12 protein-coding genes and 1 pseudogene are annotated in these 17,882 nt (G+C 72.0%); 5 read left to right on the forward strand and 8 right to left on the reverse strand.

Annotated features, from left to right (window positions below; genetic code table 11):
• Positions 1-4 precede the first annotated feature (4 nt).
• From OG241_RS27150 to sbnA, 6 genes are read right to left on the reverse strand one after another with little or no spacing between them, the layout of a single operon-like run.
• Positions 5-1,063 carry a TauD/TfdA family dioxygenase gene (locus OG241_RS27150; protein ID WP_405818738.1) on the reverse strand — a complete coding sequence of 353 codons (1,059 nt, stop codon included), beginning with the start codon at positions 1,061-1,063 and terminating at the stop codon, positions 5-7.
• Positions 1,060-6,207 carry an amino acid adenylation domain-containing protein gene (locus OG241_RS27155; RefSeq protein WP_405818739.1) on the reverse strand — a complete coding sequence of 1,716 codons (5,148 nt, stop codon included), beginning with the start codon at positions 6,205-6,207 and terminating at the stop codon, positions 1,060-1,062. Before OG241_RS27155 ends, OG241_RS27150 begins: the two co-directional genes overlap by 4 nt.
• Entirely contained in the window at positions 6,204-8,066 is a 1,863-nt protein-coding gene (gene asnB, locus OG241_RS27160; RefSeq protein WP_405818741.1) for an asparagine synthase (glutamine-hydrolyzing), read from the reverse strand. The genes OG241_RS27155 and asnB overlap by 4 nt, the downstream gene beginning before the upstream one ends.
• A 2-nt stretch (positions 8,067-8,068) precedes the next feature.
• Positions 8,069-9,298 carry a hypothetical protein gene (locus OG241_RS27165; protein WP_405818743.1) on the reverse strand — a complete coding sequence of 410 codons (1,230 nt, stop codon included), beginning with the start codon at positions 9,296-9,298 and terminating at the stop codon, positions 8,069-8,071.
• Positions 9,295-10,320 (reverse strand): 2,3-diaminopropionate biosynthesis protein SbnB, encoded by a 1,026-nt coding sequence (sbnB, locus tag OG241_RS27170; RefSeq protein WP_405818745.1) that lies wholly within the window; start codon positions 10,318-10,320, stop codon positions 9,295-9,297. Before sbnB ends, OG241_RS27165 begins: the two co-directional genes overlap by 4 nt.
• Positions 10,320-11,645 (reverse strand): 2,3-diaminopropionate biosynthesis protein SbnA, encoded by a 1,326-nt coding sequence (gene sbnA / locus OG241_RS27175; RefSeq protein ID WP_405818747.1) that lies wholly within the window; start codon positions 11,643-11,645, stop codon positions 10,320-10,322. Before sbnA ends, sbnB begins: the two co-directional genes overlap by 1 nt.
• A 174-nt stretch (positions 11,646-11,819) precedes the next feature.
• Here sbnA and OG241_RS27180 point away from each other — a divergent pair, with 174 nt between their 5' ends.
• Positions 11,820-12,380 (forward strand): LmbU family transcriptional regulator, encoded by a 561-nt coding sequence (locus OG241_RS27180; RefSeq protein WP_405818749.1) that lies wholly within the window; start codon positions 11,820-11,822, stop codon positions 12,378-12,380.
• 64 nt (positions 12,381-12,444) lie between these two features.
• Positions 12,445-13,197, forward strand: coding sequence for an IclR family transcriptional regulator (locus tag OG241_RS27185; RefSeq protein ID WP_405818751.1), 753 nt, complete (start codon positions 12,445-12,447; stop codon positions 13,195-13,197).
• A 36-nt stretch (positions 13,198-13,233) separates the two neighbouring features.
• Here the strand turns inward: OG241_RS27185 and OG241_RS27190 are convergent, their stop codons facing one another.
• Positions 13,234-14,127 (reverse strand): IclR family transcriptional regulator, encoded by an 894-nt coding sequence (locus OG241_RS27190; RefSeq protein WP_405818753.1) that lies wholly within the window; start codon positions 14,125-14,127, stop codon positions 13,234-13,236.
• A 107-nt stretch (positions 14,128-14,234) separates the two neighbouring features.
• On the opposite strand from OG241_RS27190, the pseudogene OG241_RS27195 reads away from it, so the two are divergent.
• Positions 14,235-14,549: pseudogene (locus OG241_RS27195) on the forward strand (thioesterase II family protein); the annotation flags it as partial.
• A gap of 14 nt (positions 14,550-14,563) precedes the next feature.
• On the forward strand, positions 14,564-14,896 hold the full coding sequence (locus OG241_RS27200) for a thioesterase II family protein (RefSeq protein ID WP_405818755.1): 333 nt from the start codon (positions 14,564-14,566) through the stop codon (positions 14,894-14,896).
• Here the strand turns inward: OG241_RS27200 and OG241_RS27205 are convergent.
• Positions 14,871-16,175 (reverse strand): NAD(P)/FAD-dependent oxidoreductase, encoded by a 1,305-nt coding sequence (locus OG241_RS27205; RefSeq protein ID WP_405818757.1) that lies wholly within the window; start codon positions 16,173-16,175, stop codon positions 14,871-14,873. The genes OG241_RS27200 and OG241_RS27205 overlap by 26 nt on opposite strands.
• A gap of 274 nt (positions 16,176-16,449) precedes the next feature.
• On the opposite strand from OG241_RS27205, the gene purF reads away from it, so the two are divergent.
• Positions 16,450-17,856, forward strand: coding sequence for an amidophosphoribosyltransferase (gene purF / locus OG241_RS27210; protein WP_405818759.1), 1,407 nt, complete (start codon positions 16,450-16,452; stop codon positions 17,854-17,856).
• The last annotated feature ends 26 nt before the right edge of the window (positions 17,857-17,882 follow it).

The raw sequence follows: 17,882 nt of genomic DNA on the forward strand, positions 1-17,882 counted from the left end.
TCCCTCACTGGTGCGCGGCGTCGGGGCCGGCGGCGAACGCGCCGTGGTCGGCCGGGTCGGACATGGAGACGAGGACCTTGCGGTCCCCGGTGAAGGGCTCGCGGCCGTGGCAGACTCGCAGGTTGTCGACGAGCATGATGTCGTTGCGGCGCCACGGGAAGCGGACGGTGTGCGCCGCGTAGGCGGCGCGGATGTCGTCCAGGTACGCGTCGGGGATGACGCCGCCGTCGCCGAAGTACGCGTGCCGCGGCAGGTCCTCCTCGGGGAGCGCCTCCAGCAGCGCGGCGCGGATGGCGGGCTCCAGGTTGCTGACGTGGAAGAGGTGGACCTGGTTGAACCAGACGCGGCGGTCCGCGGTGGGCAGGTGGAGAGTGGCCGGCAGCACCTCCCGAGTCATCAGCCGGTCGCCGTCCTTCCACTCGCAGGCCAGCCGGTGGTCCGCGCAGTAAGCCTCCACCTCGGCGCGGTCCTCGGTCTGGAACGCCTCCTGCCAGGTCAGTTCGAGACCGGCGCCGAAGTTGCGCGCGTACGTGATGCCGCGGCGGACGAACTCCTCGCGCACGGCGGGGTCGATCGCGTCGAAGACGGCGGCGTTGTCGGCGATGGGCGTGGCCCCGCCGGTCTCGGCGACGGTCACCGAGTGGAACATGATGCGCTGCGGCCACGCGTACTGGAAGGCGTTCTCGCTGTGCAGCGCGATGGAGTGGGTCGAGGGGTACTCGGTGGAGGTGTAGATCCCCTTCTTCTCCAGGGTGCGCCGGGTGGAGCGCTGGGTGTACTCCAGGGAACCGCTGCCCACGGCGGCGGCGAACGACTGGAAGCCGGTGTCGGGGTCGACCGCGAACCCGCGGAAGAGGATCGCTCCGTGCTCGGCCAGCAGGCTGTCCACGCGGGCCCGGTTGTCGGCGGCCCACTGGCCGGCCGGGAGCCGGGGCACGGCGGCTTCGAGGACGAGCGGCGGCGTGCCGGCGTCGGCGAGCGGGTACGCGCGCACCGGCTCGGCCGGCTGGGTGCCGGTCATGGCCCCGGGACCGAAGCTGCGGAAGTCGGGTGTGCTGCTCATCTGCCATCCTTGCTGGGCGATCGGGTGGGGGTGGGTGCGTCGTCGGCGAGCAGCGGGCGCAGCGCCTCGGCCAGTTGCTCCGCTCCGTGGCCGCGGAGCATGCCCTCGTGATCCCCCTCGACGCGCGTGACGCGCAGAGGTCCGTCGACGAACGGCGCCCAGAGCGCGGGGACGTCGTCCGCGTAGGCGTTGTCCTCGGCGGCGGCGTAGAGCACCGGGCCGCGGTACGGGGCGCCGGTCTCCATGGGGTGCTCGGCGCAGAGTTCGAGGTTGCTCTGCAGGGCGCGCAGGTGCCGCGTCAGCAGGCGGACGTCGGCGTCGCCGAACCCCGCGTCGGCGGTCCCGGAGGCGGCCAGCCTCCGCAGCGCCAGGTCGACCTGCTGTTCGTCGGTGAGGCCGGCCAACTCGCCGTCGGTGAACCGGGCCCGGCCGCCGAAGAGGCTCCGCAGCACCAGCGCGGGGCTGACGCGGATCTCGCCGAGGATCCGGGGCAGGTAGGTGTCCACCAGCACCAGGGAGGCGATCTCGTGGCCGCGCGCCTGGAGCCTGCGGGCCGTCTCCCAGGCGATGACGCCGCCGAGGGAGTGTCCGAGGAGCCGGTACGGTCCGGTGGGCTGTGCCCGGAGGATCGCGGCACCGTAGTGGTCGGCCATCTCGGCGAGGCTGCTGAACGGTCGCTCGCCCGGGCCGTGTCCGGGGCAGCGGATGCCGACGAACGGCTGGTCCGGCCCGAGGGCGGCGGACAGCGGCTGGTAGCAGAGCACGTCCCCCGCGCCGGGGTGCACGGCGAAGAGTGAGGTCCGGTCCGCGTCGGTACGGGAGTCGCGCACCCGGACCAGGACGGACGGGCCGCCGGTGTCGCCGGGCCGTGCGTCGATGCGCGCGGCGAGGGCGGCGGGCGTCTGGTGGGCGAACAGCTCGGCCAGCGGCAGGTCGATGCCGAAAGCGGACCGGATCCTGCCGACGAGGCGGGCGGCGAGCATCGAATGGCCGCCCAGCTCGAAGAAGTTGGCGTCCGGAGAGACAGCGCCGACGGCGAGGACCTCGGCGAAGAGGGCTGTCAGCAGGCGCTCGCTCTCGGTGCGCGGCTCCCTGTCTGCGGCGCCGCCGGTGGCTTCCTCCGGAGCCGGCAGGCGCCGGTGGTCGATCTTGCCGTTGGAGGTCAGCGGCATCGCGTCCACGAAGACGTAGCACGCGGGCAGCATGTAGGCCGGGAGCCGCTCCTCGAGGACTTGGCGCAGGGGTGCGGCGTCGCGCGGCGCGCCCGGTGCGGGCACGATCCAGGCGACGAGCCGGCGGGTCTCGCTCGTCTCGCCGACGGCGAGGACGATCCGTTCGGCGACCTCGGGGCAGGCGGACAGAGCCGTCTCGATCTCGCCGAGCTCCATCCGGTAGCCACGAATCTTGACCTGGTGGTCGAGCCTGCCCGCGTACTCCAGGCCGCCCCCCGGCAGGAGCCGGGCGAGGTCTCCGGAGCGGTAGACCCGGCTGTCCGAACCCGCCCCGGAATCCAGGGTGTCGGGCACGAAACGCTGCCCGGTGAGCTCGGGCTTGTGCAAGTAGCCGCGGGCCACGCCGAGGCCGCCGACCCAGAGTTCGCCGGTGGCGCCGGGCGGCAGCAGCCGGCCGGCCGGGTCGACGACCCAGATCTTCAGGTCGGGCAGCGGACGGCCGATGACGCTGCGGCCCGCCTCGATGTCGGCCCGGGTCACCTCGTGGTAGGTGACGTGGACCGTGGTCTCGGTGATGCCGTACATGTTCACGAGCCGGGGGGCGTCCAGGCCGTGCCGCTCGGTCCAGGGGCGCAGGGCGGCGAAGTCCAGCGCCTCGCCGCCGAACACGACGTGGCGCAGGGCGAGTTCTACGGGCTCCGGGCGGGCGGCCTCCTCCCGGACCAGCTGGGTGAAGGCGGACGGGGTCTGGTTGAGGAAGGTCACTCGCTCGTCGGCCAGCAGGCCGAGGAAGGCCGCCGGGTCGCGGGCCACCATGGACGGCACGACGACGAGCCGTCCGCCGTGCAGCAGCGCGCCCCAGATCTCCCAGACGGAGAAGTCGAAGGCGTAGGAGTGGAAGAGCGTCCAGACGTCGTCGGGGCCGAAGCCGAACCACTCCTCGGTGGTGCCGAAGAGCCGGACGACGTTCCCGTGCGTCACCTCCACACCCTTGGGCGTGCCGGTGGTACCGGAGGTGTAGATGATGTACGCGGTGTCCTCGGTGGAGACCGAGGGCAGGGCGTGCGGGCCGGACTCCGGTCTGGTTCCCTCCAGTTCGGCGACGGTGCGCACGGGTGCCGCGGCGGTGGCGAACCGTTCGCGCAGGGCGTCCGCGGTGAGGATGAGGGCCGGCGCGGCGTCTTCGATGATCAGCGCCATGCGGGCGTCGGGGAACAGCGGGTCCAGCGGCACGTACGCGGCGCCGGACCGCAGGACGGCGAGCAGGGCGACGACGAGGTCGATGCCGCGTTCCATGCAGATCGCGACGCGTCGGGGGCCGCCTGCCGCGTCGAGCGCGGGGCGGAACGCGGCGGCGAGCGCGTCCACCCGTGCGGAGAGCGCGCCGTACGTCAGGGACTCGCCCTGGTGGGTGACGGCCACAGCGTCCGGCCGGCGGGCGGCCTGCGCCGCGAACAGTCCGGACAGCGAGGCGGTGGGCGCGGCGGTCACGGTGTCGCCGTTGACGCCGGTGGTCCACAGTTCGCGCTCGTCGGGCAGGACGAGTTCGAGCCGCTCCCAGGTCTCCGCGCCGCCCAGGCACAGCTGCTCCATCAGGAACCCGAGTCGCTCGGCCGGGCGGTGCAGGGCGTGGTCGGCCGGTTCGTCCGGTGCGGAGGCCGCCGGTTCCAGGCGGAGGCCGCCGCCGGTCAGCGGCCTGGCCGTCAGCAGCGGGGCGTCGGGCAGTCCGGCGACGGCGGTCCGCAGGCCGGGGGCGACGGCGCCTCCGGCGGCGTGGCGGAGCAGCGGCGGGGCAGCCGGGACGACGCCGGAGGCGATGCCGTCGAACGTCGCGGCCACGTCACCGGTGTACGGCGCGGGTTCGCCGGTGCAGAGGGCGTTCAGGTAGTGCAGGGCGGTCCGCAGGAGCACGTCGGCGTCCGTGCCGCAGGCGGCCGCGCGTTCCTCCACGGCACACCACAGCTCCGGGGAGAGGACGTGCGGGTCGGCCGCCGGGGCGGGCACGGCCACCTGACCGCTGAACTTCCGGTACCGGTCCTTGAGTTCGTGCCCGATGGCCAGCGCGGTCTCCTCGTCCCAGATCGCCGTGCCTCCGGTGAGCAGCGCGTGGACGGCGGTGCCGTCCACCGAGCGGCCGAGGGCGGTCTTCAGGGCGTACGCGCCGTCCTCGCTCGCGGCCTCGGTGACCAGGTGGGCGGGGTCCGTAGGGTGAACGGGCAGGTCGGCGAGCGCGGGGGCGGCCGGTTCGGCGCGCGCCGCCTCGGTCCAGGTATAGAGCACGGTCTCGTTCAGACAGGCGATGCGGTGCGCCCGGGTGCGCAGTTCGGGGCGGGCGGCGCCCACCGCGTGCAGGGCCCGCTGCCAGGCGGCGGGGTCCCACGGGCCCGCGAGTTCGACGAGGAGGGCGCGGGATCCGGCGGCGTCCGGCCCGACGGCCAGGCCAGCGGGTGGTGCGGTGCGGCCGAGTTCCCGGGCCAGGGCGGCGCGGGACAGCGGGGAGAGGGTGTCGAGGGGGCTGTCGGGCGCGGTCACGGCCTCGTGGAGCAAGGTCAGGTAGCGCGCGGTGAGCCGTTCGACGGTCGCGTGGTCGAACAGGTCGGTGCTGTACTCGACGCTGCCCCAGAGCCCATCCCCGTCCTCGCCGAACTCGAAGGACAGCTCGAACTTGCTGGCTCCGATCGGCACCTCACGCCTTCGCAGGGGCAGCGTTCCGGACTCCGTGGCGGACTGCTTGGGGGTGTTCTGCATGGCGAAGAGCACCTGGAACACGGGCGGCCGGCTGAGGGTGCGCGGCACCTGGAGCGCCTCGGTCAAGAGATCGAAGGGGACGTCCTGATGCGCGTAGGCGTGGAGTGCCTCGTTGCGCACCTGGTCGACCAGCTCGCCGAGGCGCATGCCGGTCTCGATCCGGGTGGCGAGCGGCAGCACGTTGACGAAGAAACCGATGAGGGGCGCGACGGCCGGGTCCTCGCGTCCGGCCACGGGTATGCCTACGACGACCCGGCGTCGGCCGGACTGCCGGGCCAGCACATACTGGAGGAGGCTGGCCATGATCATGGCCAGGCTGGCGCCGCGGCCGCTCGCGTATCGCTGGAGGGCGTCGCGCAGTTCACGCGGGACGGAGAGTTCCACGACGCCGCCGTTGCCTGACAGGCGCTCGGGGCGCGGCCGGTCGAGCGGCAGCTCCAGCGGTTCGGGCAGCGGGGCGAGCCGGTCGCACCAGGCGTCGGCGCGGCGGCGCAGGGCGGCGCTGCGGCCGACCTCGCGCTGGCCCGTCGCGTGGTCGGCGTACCGGCACGGCAGCGGGGGCAGTTCCGGCTCGCGTCCGGCGGCGAACGCGGCGTAGACGGTGCCCAGTTCACGTTCCAGGACGGCCATCGACCAGCCGTCGGACACACTGTGGTGCATCGAGGTCAGGAGGACGTGCCGGTGCTCCGCGAGCCGCAGCAGCAGAACGCGGAAGAGCGGACCGCGGCCGAGGTCGAAGGGCTCGCGGGCGGCGTCGGCCAGCGCCGTGCGGGCGGCCTCCTCGCGCCGCTCCGGGGCCACGCCGGTCAGGTCGCGCAGCGGCAGGTCGAGCCGCGCGGGGGCGGTGACGGCCACGTACGCCTCGCCGTCGCGCACGGTGAAGTGCGAGCGCAGCGGCTCGTGCCGGTGCTGCAGGTGCTCCAGGGAGCGGCGCAGCGCCTCGGTGTCGAGCGCGCCGTCGATCTCGTAGGCGACCGGCATGTTGTACGTGAGCGAGCCCGGGTCCATCTGGTCGAGCAGCCACAGCCGGCGCTGGGCGTACGACGCCGGGTGCGGGCCGTCCTGGGCCGGCCCGGCGCCGGGTGCCGGGCGCGCCGGCTCCGCCGGCCCGGTGGTGGCCGCGCGCCGCTGTGCGGCCAGCGCCTTGAGCCGGTCGATCGAGACGCCGCCCGCGACGCGGCTGAGCCGCGCGGCGACGGGGTCCGTCGGGTTGATCTCGCTCATGAAAGACCTGCACCTGCCGCGGTCAGTACGTCGGTGTCGCTCGTGGCCGGCCGCAGGGTGTGCCAGCGTTCGAGCATGAACAGGGTCCACAGCGCGTAGCTGTGCTCCGGGCGGAACTCGGTCACGAAGCGCCGCAGCGCGTCGGGTCGGAAGTAGCCGCGGGTCAGGCACGCGTCCGAGAGAAGGGTGGTCTCGATGAGCGGGCGCATGTGCCGGCCCAGCCACTCCTCCAGCGGCACCGCGAGTTCCTGCTTGCGTCGGCCGACGATCCCGGCGGGCAGGTAGCGCCGCGCCACGTGCTTGAGGATCGCCTTCTCGTCGCCGCCGACCAGCTTCAGCGAGGGGCTGAGCGAGGTCACGTACTCGACGAGGCGGTGGTCCAGGAACGGACTGCGCGGCTCCACGGAGTGGGCCATCGCCATCCGGTCGATCTTCACGAGCTGGGCGTCGGGCAGCCAGAAGCCGCAGTCCACCTGCATCGCCCGGTCGAGTTCGTGGGCGCTCCCGGAGGTGTCCGCGAACCGGGCGCGCAGCGGGTTCGCCGTGCCGCCGGCGGCCGCCACGCGGTCACGGAACTCGGGGGTGTACAGCTGTCCCTTGAGCCCGTCGCGCAGGCCGTCGACGAGCACGGCGCGGTAGCGGTCGGCGATGTCCGTGGCGCCGCCGGCGACCAGGTCGGCGTCGACGCGGTGGGCGTCGGCCGGCGCGACGGAGGGCAGTCCGGCGAAGACCCGGTAGCGGCCGTAGCCGCAGAAGATCTCGTCCGAGCCGTCGCCGGTGAGGGTCACGGTGACGTGTTCCCGGGCCAGTTTGTACATGTAGTACGCGGCGATCGCCGAAGGGAAGGCGTACGGCTCGCCGGTGTGCCGGATGATCCGGTCGACGGCGTCGAGCGCGTCCTGGACGCCGATGCGGTAGCTGTGGTGCTCGGTGCCGCAGTACTCGGCGACGGTCCTGGCGTGCGCGGACTCGTCGAAGGCCTGCTGCTCGAAGCCGACGGAAAAGGTGTGCAGCGGGGTGCGGGTCTGCCGGGCGGCGAGGGCGACGACCAGGCTGGAGTCGAGGCCGCCGCTGAGCATCGCGCCGAGCGGGACCTCGGCGCCCAGCCGGTCCGCGACCGCGGTGCGCAGCAACGTGTCGACGCGGTCCGCGGCCTCCTCCCACGGGGGCGTCTCGGCCGGCGTGAAGTCGTAGCGCCAGTAGCGCCGTTCCTCGGCAGGCCGGCCGTCCTCAAAGGAGAGCACGGTCGCCGGGGGGACCTTGCGGACATGCCGGTGGATGGTGTGCGGGGCGGGGACGACCCGGTGGCTCAGGTACAGGTCGACCGCGACCGGGTCGACCTCCGTGTCGAGGTCCGGGCAGGCGGTCAGGGCCGTCAGTTCGGAGGCGAAGACCACGCTGCCGTCGGGCCGGCGGCTGTGGAACAGCGGCTTCTTGCCCGCGCGGTCGGTGATCAGCAGCAGGCGGCGGGCGCGGGTGTCGTAGAGCGCGATCGCGAACATGCCGTGCAGATCGCCGACGAAGTCGGGCCCCAGGGCCTCGTAGAGCGCGGGGATGACGTGGGCGTCGCTCGCGCCGCCCACGGGGTGGCCCAGCCTCTCCAGGCGGCGGCGCAGCTCGGCGTGGTTGTAGATCTCGCCGTTGAAGACGCAGACGACCGACCGGTCGGCGTTGAACACCGGCTGTCCGTCGTCGTGGATCCCCACCACCCGGAGCCGGCACATGCCGAACGCGGCACCGTCACCGGTGTACAGGCCCGTCTCGTCCGGGCCGCGGTGGGCCATCCGGGCACAGGCGTCGGCGACGAAGTCGGCGCTCCCGGCCGCGCCGGGGCCCGTGATGCCGGCGATTCCGCACATGGTCAGGTCCCCTGGAGGTGGTAGAGCCGCTTGGCGCGGGTGGGCGTCAGCTCCTCGGGCCGTACGGCGCGCACGCCGACCGGCTGGACGAGGCCCGACGCGACCATCTGGGCCACGTCGGGCGCGGCCTTCATCAGGCGGTCCCGCAGGGCGTCGGCGCGCTCGGCGGACAGCTCGGGCAGAGCGATCCGGATCTCCAGCAGCCCGTCGTCGACCACCTCGAACGGGACGCCGGGGAACTCCTCGGTGACGGCGGCGCACAGGTCGTGGCTGCTGATCCGCTCGCCGTGTTTGGTCTCGCCGTCGGCGCGCCCGTCGATCCGGTCGAAGGCGAACACCTCGCGGCCCCGCCAGATGATCGTGCGCAGGCCGCTGATCTCGTCGTTCGTGGCGAAGCGCAGGGCCGGGAAGTAACGCCGGGTGAACGAAGTGAGCAGCAGCAGTCCGGAGCGTCCGGCGTCCGGGTCCTGCGGCTGCTCCCGCCCCTCGGGGGTCAGGACCTCGGGCAGGATGTGGTCGTGGAAGTGGTAGAGCCCGGTCTCGGCGCAGAAGTAGCCGATCGCGCCGATCTCGATGCTCCCGAAGACGTCCAGGACGTCCTCGAAGCCGATGCCGAGGCGTTTGGCGATGCCGCGGCGCCACGGTGCGGGGGCCACGTCGCCGACGACCATGATCTTGCGGGGCCGGATGTCGAGTTCCTGGTCGGCCCGGAGCAGGCTGTCGAGGATCATCGGCATGGTGAACAGCACGTCGGGCTGTGCGGCGTTGAGCGCCTTGACGTGCTCCTCGACGGGCGCGGTGAAGTCGATGTCGCGCGCGTCGAACCCGAGGGAGTGGAAGATCCGGCGGGCCAGCGCCGCCGCGTGACCGGTGCCGAGGTCGGCGACCGCGACGGCTCCCGGCACGCACGGGGCGAGGAAGTCGGCGAAGAGCGTGGCCCGTTGGGCGGCGTACGCGTCGTCGTCGCCGGGGCCGTACAGGATCCGCTTGCGGCGGCCAGTGGCGGTGCCGGAGGTCAGGTAGCCGTCGGCGTCCGGGAACTGCTCGTGCGGTGCGGTGTAGTAGTGCTGCGCGAGCAACTCCGTTTCGATAACGGGGAGTTCGTGCAGCGGACTGGCGTCCGAGAGGCCACGGCCCGCGAGGAGCTTCGCGTACCAGGGGAAGTGGGCGGCGTGCATGCGGACCAGGCCGGCGACGCGCCGCGCCCGGTCGTCGGCGGTTCCGTACGTCATATCTTCTGGTTCTCCTGCTGCCAGCGCTCGGTCTCGCCGAAGAAGCCGGGGATCTCGACGGCCTCCTCGCTGCGGAGGGCCTCCTGGTACACGTGCATGCCGACGGCGAGGTCGAGCACGCCGAGTCCGAACGGGGAGAAGATCCGCGGCTTGTCCGGGGTGAGCGTCACGTCGCCCCGGAGCAGTTCGGCGAGGGTGCCGTCGATGAAGCGGCGGTGCCCGTACTTCTGCTCGGCCAGGTGCGGGGAAGTGTTGGCGGTGAGGCAGTGCTCGACGTCGTCGACGAGGTTGTGGGACTCCGCGACGATCTCGGGGCCGAGGTCGCGCAGGGAGATGTTCAGGACGTTCTGCCCTGCGGTGAAGAAGCCCGGTGAGGTCACGTACGGCTCGGCGGCGGTGGTGGCGAAGACGACGAGCTCGGCGCCCTCGACGCAGGCCTCCAGGGACGGCGAGACGGTGGCCTTGGCGCCCAGCGTGCCGATGTGCCCGGCCAGCCGGTCGCCGTACTCGGCGATCCGGTCGAAGACCCGGTACTCGCCGACCTCCCATCCGGCCGCGAACAGGAAGTCGACGATGTTCCGGGAGATCACCCCAGCGCCGATCACGGCGACCCGGGCGGCGCTCGGCGCGCCCTGCAGGGCCGTGGCGGCGACGGCCGCCGAGGCGGCCGTGCGGGCGGCGCTGATCTGCGAGGCCTCCAGGCAGGCGAACGGGTAGCCGGTCGCCATGTCGTTGAGGAGCAGCACGGCCGACGCGCGCGGCACGTTGCGGGCGACGTTGTCGGGGAAGCTGCCGATCCACTTGATCCCAGCGACCTCGTGCTCGCCGCCGAGGTAGGCGGGCAGCGCGATGATGCGCGCGTTCGGCCGCTGCGGGAAGCGCAGGAAGTGGCTGTTGGGGTTGATGGTCTCGCCGTCGTGGTGCTGCAAATAGGTGCGGCGGGCCTGTTCGATGATCTCCGCGCGGGACGCGGAGATGATGCGGCGGGCTGCCGCACCGCTGATGACATGGAATGGGAACATCAGTGACCCGTCTCCCCGGAAATTGCCATGAATGCCTCGGTGAGGTCCGCGTCGGACCCGAACGTCGAGGACACCCAACTGTCGTTGTAAATCGTCTGTACGTAGCGGTCGCCGAGGTCCGGCGAAATCGCCACGATCCGGGACCCCTCAGGAATGTCCGGAGCCATCCGGGAGAGGGCGGACATCACGGATCCGGTCGATCCACCGACCATCAGTCCGCGCCTTCTGGCGAGTTCCCGGCAAGTTCTGACCGCTTCTTCCTCGGCGACCATGACGATCTCGTCCACCGCGTCGGGCCGACAAATCTCGGGAACCCTGCTGGTGCCGAGCCCCGGAATGTAACGGGGTCCGGGGGAATGCCCGAAGGTGACCGATCCCTGCGAGTCGACCGCGATTATCCTGGTCTGTGGGGAATGGCGGCGGAAATGCATGGCGCAGCCCATCATGGTTCCGGTGGTGCCGGCCCCGACGAAGAGGTAGTCCACCCGGCCGATCTCCCGGAGGATGGCGGAGGCGGTGCGCATCGCGTGCGTTCGCACATTCGCCGGATTCGCGTACTGGTTCAGCCAGACGAGACCTGGATCGTGGTGCAGCCGCTGCCGGATGTAGTCGATGCGGGTGCCGAGGTATCCGCCGTTGGCGTCCCGCCGGTCCACCTCGACGACGTCGACCCCGAGTGCCCGCATGAGGCGCACACTGTGTCGCGAGGCGTTGGGGTCGGTGACGCAGGTGAAGGAGAGTCCCTTCCCCACGCAGACCAGGGCGAGTGCCACGCCGAGGCTTCCCGAGGACGACTCGATGATGCGGCCGCCTGCGGCCAGGAGTCCGGATCGTTCGGCGTCCTCCACCATCCCGACGGCGGTCTTCAGCTTGATGGATCCGGCCGGATTGAGGCCTTCCAGTTTGAGGAACACCTCGCCGCCCGGGACCATCTCGTCCAGCCGTAAAAAGATGTCATCGGTGACAATGTCGTACACATGGTCCAGAATCACGGCCCGCCCCCGGTTAGCATCATCAAAAAAAGCGAGGCGCTGTCGCCTTCTCCCTTCCGCGTCGGTGACAGGCACAGCGGAAGCCACGCACGGCCATCCCGCCGCGAAAAAGAGGACGAGGCAGGCGCGGACGTCAGGCCTCCGGTTCAGATCGCTGCAGGCGGCAGCAGGTGAACCCACTCCTCGACAACCGAGGTCACGATAGGTCGCCGAGCGCGGCACTCGGTCATCGCAGCCGGAACTTTCCGTGCGGCGGTATGCGGATGCCGGAATGAATCCGCCGTACGGAACAGTGCCCGGCCGGTCATTGCTCCGCCCCAGCCCGTGCGCCATGATCCAGCCGCAGCAGCGAAACTCCGGATGAACTCGCTGTGGACGTAGAAAGGTTGTGAGCAAGTGGCTGGACCGGTCAGGCCGTCCCTCATCGGGTCGTCGCGTGCAATGGCGACCGCGCGGAAACCGGTTGCACCCGGTCCGGCCGGCGGAGTTCTCGTCACTCGCGTCGGAATGCGCCTTTCCCAGGCCCTGCCTTTCAGCCGGTGGGAACAGGCCGGCCGACGGCTCGCCGGTATCGCCGACTCGACGGCCTGGTGCCTGGGCGACTGGCTGATCTACGGCCAGAACATGTACGCCGACCGCTACCAGCGTGCCGTCGAGGCGGCCGGTCTCGACTACCAGACCCTGCGCAACTACGCCTGGGTGGCGCGGCGTTTCGACCTCGACCGGCGGCGCGAGGACCTGAGCTTCCAGCACCACGCCGAGGTCGCCGCGCTGCCGCCCGAGACGCAGGACCGGTGGCTCGACCACGCGCGGAGCCGGGCGTGGTCGCGCAATCAGCTCCGGGCCGCGGTGCGGGCGGAGCGGCAGACGGCGCTGGGGGCCGGGAACGGCGTCGCGGAGACCGTGCTGCTGCCCCGTGTGAGCGTCGAGGTCTCCCTGGTGGCCCGCTGGCGGGAGGCCGCGGAGGAGGCGGGGTGCAGCCTCAACGACTGGATCGTCGGCACCCTGGACCGCTGCGCGGTGCAACTCCTGGCAGAACAGCCGGACGAACGGCATACTGTCGCCTAGTTGCCCGGACCTGACCCGCCGGACACACCCTTGTCGCCCCACCGACCAGGAGAGCTCCGCACGCATGAAGGTGGTGAGCCGCGCACTGCGCGTGCTGCACGAGCTGGCGCAGAAGGAATCCGGCGCCACGCTGAGCCAGTTAGCACGTGAGGCGGACATTCCGGTCAGCAGTATGCATCGCATTCTCCAGGCGCTGCAGACGGAGGGCCTGGTGAGCCGGTCGCAGCGGAATCAACGCTACTTCCTGGGCCCGGCGGCCCAGCCGCTCGCGAATGAGGTCGCCCGTCGCCCGCTCTCCCCGCCTCCAGCGGAGGCCATCGAACTGGCCCGGCGCAGCGGTGAACGGGTGCTGCTCTCGGAGCTGTTCGACGACCGGGTGATCTGCACGGCGGTCGCGGTTCCGGACCGGCACGAGGACCTGAACCTGTTCGCCCAGGCCGGCCAGCAGATGCCGCTGCACGCCTCTGCGTCGGCCCGGATCCTGCTGGCGTTCCGGTCGGCCGCCAAGGTACGGGATTTGCTACAGCATCGGCCGCTGACCCGGTTCACGGCGACCACGCCGTGCACGGTGGACGAGGTCGTGGAACGGCTGGGGCGGACCAGGACGCTCGGGTATGACGAGTCCCCCGGCGAACTCCAGCCGGGGGTCTGGGCCGTGGCCGTCCCGCTGCGCACCTCCACCGGCCGGGTCTGCGCGGGTCTGACGATCGCGGCGCGTGCCCAGCACGCGGCCACGGCCGAGCGGCGCGCGGAGCTGCTGGAGCTGGTCCGGAGCAGCGCCCGGGAGATCTCTGCCGGACTCGGCTACGACGGATAGGTGCCGTCCCGGCCACGACGGTGGACACATTCCCGGCTACGACGGGTGGGCGCTCTGGCGGCCCGGCACGGACGGTCCGGGCCGGAGCGTGCGGGACGTCTTCGGCGGCTGCTCGGCCTCGCGCGCCGGGACCGTGGCCGACCGCGGCGGCGGGCCTCCGTATCCGAGCTCGACGGCGATCGCGTGGGCGGTGAGGATCGCCTCGGCCTTGATGCGGTTCGCCCGGCGGCACGGGAGCCGGGAACGCTGGGTGAGCACGGCCAGGCCGGCGATCACCCGTCCGGCGCCGTTGCGCACGGGCGCCGCGATCTCCCAGGACTCCGGGCCCCACTCCTCGTGGGCGATCTCGAAGCCTCGGCGGCGCACCACCTTCAGCTGCTGGACCAGATCCTGGACGCTGTCGAAAGCCACCGTTCCGTCCGGTCCCGGGTCCTGGTCCGCGAGCAGCCGCCCCACCTCGACGTCCTCCATATCGAGCAGCAGGACCCGAGCCGCGGCGGCCGTGCGGAAGGGCACGATCCCCTTCGCTCCCGCGTACGGTCCGGACCAGTGCTCCGGGCCGGTGCCGAAGGCCAGGACCGCTCGGGAAGCCCGCATCTCGACGAGTATGGTCCGTTCGCCGAACCGGTCCGCGAGTTCGGTCACCGCACGGACGGCTCCGGTGGATGCGAGGACCGCCGGGCGCAGGGCACCCAGGCCCACGTCCAGTGCCGCCGGCCCCAGGTAGCAGCGCGCCCCGCCCATCTGCCGGCTGACGAACCCCTGGTGCTGGAGCTCGCCGAGCAGCCGGTGCAGGGTGGTCGGCGGCAACTCGACGCGCTCACCCAGCTGGCGCGGCGTCAGCCCCTCCGGCGACGCCGCGAGGGTTTTGATGACGAGATGCGCGCGCGCCATGATCTGCATGAACTCCCCCAACATCGGCGAGGGCACGCGGGTCGCGCGTACCCCATTCCTTCGCCGTGCCGCCGGTGTGCGGCTGGGGGAGCTTACAAGATGACCGTACTGTCCCCGGATAGGAGCCCTGCGGGTGAAACTGCCTGCCCCACGCGGGCGGCTCCGCCGCCGTCTACGCACGCTGGACGGGCCTGTTCGGGCCGGCGGTCCGGGTCGTGCCGGTCGAGTACCCGGGGCACGGCCAGCGGCTGCGGGAGCCTTTGTACATCTCCGTGGCCACCCTGGTCGACCTGCTCATCGACGAACTCGCACCGGTGCCGCGGGAGGGGCCGTTCGCGGTGTTCGGTCACAGTATCGGCGGGCTGCTCGCCTTCCAGTTCACGCACGAGCTGGTACGCCGCAGACTTCCGTCGCCCGCCCGGCTGTTCCTCTCCGGGGCGCGCTCGCGGACCTGGGCTGCGCGCCCGCCGAGGTGCTCGCCCATCCGGAACTCGCCCGCATGCTGCTGCCGGTGGTCCGGACCGACCTGCTGCTCGCCGAGACGTGGGCGTTCCGTCCGCCGCACCCGCTCGACATGCCGGTGTCCGTGCTGAGCGGGCTCGCGGACCCGCTGGCGCCGCCGGGACTCGTGGCGGGCCGGCGGCCCCACTTCGCCCGGGCGTTCACGCGCCGGGTGTACCCGGGCGGCCACTTCTTCCCGTTCGACGCGGCGAGCGGGGTGGCGGCCGACGTCGGACGGGCACTGGGGGAGACTCCGGACGCGCCCGCTCAGGAGGGGTTCAGCACAGGCCGAACGGGGGCTTGAGGAAGTCCGGCCGGCTTCCGTCGGCCTGGGGGTGGTGCGACGCGGCGAGGGGGGTGAACACGCTCTGCGGGACCGGACAGTCCCAGGGCAGACCCAGCACCTCGCCGGCGGCCAGCCGGCCGATCTCGTCCGATCCGCGGGCGCCGTGGCCGTTGCCGCCGATGGCGACGGTGAGCGTCCCGTCCTCGTCGGGGTGCCCGATATACGGGTACTTGGACGGGGTCTTCTCGATGATGCAGGCGGCGGAGCGCACCGACTCGGCCTTCAGGCCGGGGACGAGCAGGTCCGCCATGGTCGTCAGGAACGCCTCCTGGGCGGGGGTGATCTGCTGGTCGCGGTACCAGGCGACCATGGCGTCGACGGAGCACAGTTCGCGGACGATGGGCTGCATGCCCGGTCCGATCCGCATGTACCAGCGGCCGTCGGGGTACCGGATGGGCGGCAGCAGGTAGAGCGACATGTTGTCGTCGCCGGTGTCCTCGGGGTCGACGGTGACCACCGTCGGCAGCCGGCGCAGGCTGTCGAGCCGGTCGGCGGCGACCTCGAAGAGCAGATTGGGCTCGGTGAAGGCGCGCAGGGCGAGCTGTAGACCGCCGGGCAGAGCGCCGTTGTGGTTCGAGAAGGCGCCGGTGGCGATCAGGACGCGTTCGGCGGCGATCTCCCTGGTGCCGTCCGCGCCCTCGGCGCGCAGCCGCCACAGTCCGGCGGCGGCGTCCTTACGGATCGAGGTGACCGCGGTCCGCAGCAGCCCCGCTCCGGACCGCCGGGCCAACTCCAGCTGGGCGCGGACCAGGCGGCGCGGGTTGAGATAGCCGGCCTGCTCCCGTTCCAGGAGCCCCTCCACGCCGCCCACCATGGGCAGTTGGCCCAGGTCCGGGAACTCGGCGCACAGTTCGTCCTCGGAGCGGCGCTCCACCGCGATGCCCTCGGCGGCGCACTGCCGCAGGATCCCGTCCGTCCGGTGGCCGATCGACCGGGCCATCAGGACGAGGGAGCCGCACTCGTGGAAGAAGTTGATGCCGGACGCGGTCTCGATCTCCCGGAACCGCTCCTGGGAGCGGGAGTCCAGGGTTCCCCAGACCTCGTCCCAGCCGAGGCGCCGGGTGATCCGCGCCTCGTCGAAGTGGGCGCCGAAGGCATGGCGGCTCGCGCTCGCGCTGTCCTCGGGCTCCGCCGGGCCGATCACGAGAACACGGGCGCCGGACCTGCTCAGATGCCTCGCGGCAGCGGAGCCGAACATTCCGGCACCGACGACCGCGACCTCGACGATCTCCGACATGACCCTCCGAGCTGCTTGGGACCGGCCTTCCGGAGTATCTGACTCCAAGTCACCGGTGTTGCTGCACAAGGGAGTTGAGTCTCTCCGGAAGAAGAGTGGGCACGCTAGCAGCTGATCTGCCGACCGCCTCGGCCCGAGCATACGACCGGCGCCGCGGCTGTCCCGCCGGCGGGACAGCCGACGGGCAAGGTTGTGGTCAACGGCCTGCCGGGGCGCGCCCGGCCACCTCGTCGGCACTCCCGTGCGGATCGGCGTCGCCCATACACTCAGCCCCATGGTGCTCGACGACGACAAGCCGAAGGAAGCATGTGGAGTCTTTGGGCTGTGGGCCCCAGGAAGTCCGGTGTCCCACACGATCTATCTCGGACTCTTCGCGCTTCAGCACAGAGGGCAGGAGTCCGCGGGCATAGCCGTCAGTGACGGCTTGAAGATCTGGGTCGACAAGGGCATGGGCCTGGTACCGACGATCTTCGACGACCACCGGCTGCAGGCGCTGCAGGGACGCGCCGGCATCGGACACACCCGCTACGCCACAACCGGCTCCAGCAGCTGGGCCAACGCCCAGCCGGTGTACGGCAACGCCGCGGAGCTGCACTTCGCGCTCGCGCACAACGGGAACCTCGTCAACACCGAGGACCTGGCACGTGAACTCGGGCTCGGAGCCGACGAGTTCGGCAGCGACAGCGATGTGGCCGCGGCCCTGCTGGTACGCGAGCTGGAGGGCGACCGGACCGCCGACGACCACGCCCTTGTCTCGGCCTTCGCCCGTGTCCTGCCGCGCCTCAAAGGCGCGTTCTCCCTGGTCCTGCTCGCCGACGACTGCCTCGTCGGCGTCCGCGACCCGCGCGGCTTCCGCCCGCTCTTCCTGGGGAAGCTCGAAGGCGACGGCGGCTGGGTGCTCGCCTCCGAGACGCCCGCGCTCGACGTGGTCGGCGCCGAGGTGGTGCGCGAGGTCGAGCCGGGCGAGATGGTCGTCATCGACGCCGACGGAGTGCGCTCCCTGCGGCCGTCCTGGCCCGAGACGCCCGAACCGCGGCTGTGCTCCTTCGAGTACGTGTACTTCGCCCGCCCGGACGGCTACCTGCGCGGCCAGAACGTGCACCGGGTGCGGCAGCGGATGGGCGAAGAGCTGGCCCGCCAGGCGCCGGCCGACGCCGATATCGTCGTGCCGATTCCGGAGTCGAGCATTCCGGGCGCCCAGGGCTACGCCCACGAGTCCGGCATCCCGTACGTGGACGGGTTCATCAAGAACCGCTACATCGGCCGGACGTTCATCGCGCCCACGCAGGAACTGCGCCGCAACGCGGTCCGGATCAAGCTCAACCCGATCCGGGACAACGTCGCCGGTAAGCGCGTCGTCGTCATCGAGGACTCCATCGTCCGCGCCACCACGCTGCGCGAGACGATGCGCATGCTGCGGCAGGCGGACGTCGCCGAGATCCACCTGCGGGTCCTTTCCCCGCCGTACCGCTGGCCCTGCTTCTACGGGATGGCCACCACCGACCGCTCGCAGCTGATCGCCGCGGAGCTGGAGGTGGACCAGATCCGGGAGTACCTCGGCGCGGACTCGCTCGCCTATCTGGAGAGCGACGCGATGCTCCGGGCGATCGACCCGCAGGATCCTTCCGGCCTGTGCACCGCGTGCCTGACCGGCGACTACCCGACGCCCGTACCGTCCTGACGGCGCGACCCGCCCGACGGGCAGGA

Origin of the sequence: Streptomyces sp. NBC_01390, assembly GCF_045040105.1 — a bacterium.
In the GTDB taxonomy this organism is placed as follows: domain Bacteria; phylum Actinomycetota; class Actinomycetes; order Streptomycetales; family Streptomycetaceae; genus Streptomyces.